The organism is Hymenobacter agri (genome assembly GCF_054778495.1).
On the sequence record NZ_BAAGZM010000557.1, the window covers coordinates 1 to 2,834 of the forward strand.

Consider the following 2,834-nt stretch of genomic DNA (forward strand, 5'->3'; position numbering starts at 1 on the left):
CGCCGGGCCGCCGGCGGGCCGAGAGCGTGAGCCAGGCGCCGGTGTTGGGTATCAGCACTTCGCACGTACCGGCTTCGTCGGGGTCGAGCAGTTGCAGGACAGCCGTATACACAGCCATTGGCAGGCCGGCGTCGGCCAGGGGCTGGTCCAGCAGCCCGGCGGGGGCGTTCCCCAGCCAGCGGCTCATCTGCGGGTTCACCTGCCGGATAACCAGCTCCTCGTCGAGCGCCAGCACGCCCCAGGGCAGGGCTTCCAGCAGCTCGTCGGTGGTGGGGCAGGAGGACGGGCGGGGCGGCTGAGGCATGCAATTCGAGCGGGCGGGTGGGCACCGCAAAGGTAGCCCGGATGTAGCATGCCGGTAGCCCCACGCTTCCCAGGCTAAATCAACTGAACCGTAAGTAATTGGCCCAATAATGCGCCCGCCCGCCAGCGCGCACGGACCTTCCTGCAGCCAAGTGCTGTATCGTTAGCCGAATAGCCCGGCCAGGGCCCTGACCGTGAGGCAGTCCTGCGGCGAACTAGGCGAAGTCCGCCGCATTGTCCAGCCTGGGCACGATGTGCAGCTATGCGTCCGTGCCGGCCGGCGCCCGCCGCAATGTGTACTCCACGGCGGCCGACACGCGGTACCGCATAAGCCGGGCGCAGCGCTGGCACAGCGCTGGCACAGCGCTGCTGGCACGACCAAGGCAGCCAAGCCGCCGTGGTCGTGAGCATTTCAAGCACCCGAAGATTTTTAGGGCAACTACCTGCTTAAGCGGGCACGCTCTCGCTCAGCACGCTTTCCACCCAGCCCTTGCCCCAGTCTTCGAGTTCCTGGGCGTTCCATAGCTGCGGGTAGAAGATGCGGCGCTGAAACTTGGGCGGCAGGTAGCTGCGCCAGTTGGTGCCGCCGGTGGCGGCCACGTCGGTGGGGTTGCGCTGCAGGTAGCGCACGGCCGATTTGTAGTGCATCAGCGGCCAGTTCACGTTCACGCTCACGATGTGCTGGCGCAGGGCGCGCAGCATGCGCGGGTGCTGCTGCTCGTCGGGCGAGAGGCGCTGCACCACGGCCCACACGTTGCGGTCGTGGAAGGCAGCGGCGTGGCGCACGAGGTCGGCGGTGTACTTACGTTCGAACTCGATGAGCGTAAGGGCCTTGGCGCCGCTGGCTTCGATGGTGGCACCGGCTTTCCAGTAAATGCAGCCCAGCAGCGTGTCGTAGTCGTGGGCTGAGGCTTCGCCCAGCGCCTGGCGCTTCACCTTGTCAGTGAGGTTTTCGAGGGCCGTGCTGGCAATCTCAATCATGCGGTACTGCACGCTCTGAAAGCCGGAAGCCGGCATCAGGGCCATGCGGAAATCGAGAAACTGCTCCTTGTCCATGCCGTCGACCATCACGTCGAACGAGTCAATCAGGTTCTCGAAATAGCGGTTGATGCGGCCCAGGCGCAGCACCACTTCGCCCAGCGTAGGGTGCTGCAGGTCGCCAATCTGCTCGTACTCGCAGAGGCAGAGCTTGAAGTAGAGCTCCGAAATCTGGTGGTACATGATGAAAATGCGCTCATCGGGGATGTTGGTGAGCGGGCGTTGGATGGACAGCAGCGTATCGAGCTCGATGTAGTCCCAATAGTTGATGTATTTGGCGTGGTAGAGGCCTTCGAGGTAGGCGGCCAAGTCTTGGCCATCAGGAGCATAGCGGGCCTGCAAGCGCCGCAGCTGCTCGTAAACGGCCGGCGAAAACTCGTCCGGGGTGGGAGCGGGGGACATGGGGTGGTGGTGAGAGGGGTGGTGGGAGGTAATTGCCGGGTGGGGCGGCGACAAATATCGGAAAATTGCGTTACCGCATGGGGCAACCTTCGGCCGGCAACCTGCATCCTTGGGCTGGCGGCCCAAAAAATAGCCCCGTCCCGCCGTCGCTTTGCCGGCTGAAGCGCGCGGCAGGCCCTACTTTTAGGGCCGCAACGTTTTTCCCTGCGCCCAGCTATGGCCGAAAAATCCAGTATTTTTGACATGATTGGCCCCGTGATGATTGGGCCCAGCTCGTCGCACACGGCCGGCGTGGTGCGCATTGCCCGGGCCGCCATCCGCATTCTCGGGGCCTTGCCCACCGAGGCGCTCATCACCTTCTACAACTCCTTTGCCCGCACCTACGAAGGCCACGGCTCCGACCGCGCCATTGTGGCCGGCCTGCTGGGCTACGCGCCCGACGACACCCGCATCCGCACCGCCTTCGAGCACGCCGAGGCCGCCGGGCTGCACTACACGTTTCAGAGCGTGGGCAACGCCTCCACCATGCACCCCAACACCATCAAGCTGAATTTGCTGGATGGCCACACCGGCCGCCGCGTGGAGGTGGTGGGCCAGAGCCGGGGCGGCGGCGTCATCCGCATTGTGGAAGTCGACGGCTTTCCGGCCGACTTTTCGGGTAGCCTGCACACGCTCATCATCGATGCCGACGACGTGCCGGGCTCCATTGCCTTCATCGCCTCCGTCATCGCCCACGACCAGTGCAACATTGCCACGATGTTCGTGAGCCGCAAGGGCCGCAACGATGCCGCCCGACAGTTCATCGAAATGGACAGCCCCATCAAAGACATCACCCTGGCTTACTTGCGGCAGCTGAGCTGGGTACACCAAGTTACCCATATTGCCACTCTGGAGTAAGCTGGCGGCGTAATAAAATTCGCTCGCTGCCGATTCAGCTTCAACGACCTGCTACTGCTACTTTCCGAAGATTATTTTTCTGCAAGATGAACATACGCACTACTGCCGCCTTCAGTAAATTGGCGAAGCGGCGACTGCTGGCTGGCCTGGTGGGCACGCTGGCGCTGGTGCCCGCCGCCCGGGCCCAAACGCCG

Annotated in this window: 3 protein-coding genes; 1 reads left to right on the forward strand and 2 read right to left on the reverse strand. The window is 63.8% G+C overall.

What is annotated here, in order from left to right; genetic code table 11:
• Both ACYVDE_RS19265 and ACYVDE_RS19270 read right to left on the reverse strand, forming a co-directional pair.
• Positions 1 to 304 (reverse strand): hypothetical protein (locus ACYVDE_RS19265; protein ID WP_460503163.1); only part of this gene is annotated, 304 nt, incomplete at its 3' end.
• Between the two features lie 446 nt (positions 305 to 750).
• Positions 751 to 1,743 (reverse strand): tryptophan 2,3-dioxygenase, encoded by a 993-nt coding sequence (locus ACYVDE_RS19270; protein WP_460503164.1) that lies wholly within the window; start codon positions 1,741 to 1,743, stop codon positions 751 to 753.
• Between the two features lie 216 nt (positions 1,744 to 1,959).
• Between ACYVDE_RS19270 and sdaAB the strand changes: the two genes are divergently transcribed.
• Positions 1,960 to 2,640 carry an L-serine ammonia-lyase, iron-sulfur-dependent subunit beta gene (gene sdaAB, locus ACYVDE_RS19275; RefSeq protein WP_460503165.1) on the forward strand — a complete coding sequence of 227 codons (681 nt, stop codon included), beginning with the start codon at positions 1,960 to 1,962 and terminating at the stop codon, positions 2,638 to 2,640.
• Positions 2,641 to 2,834 lie beyond the last annotated feature (194 nt).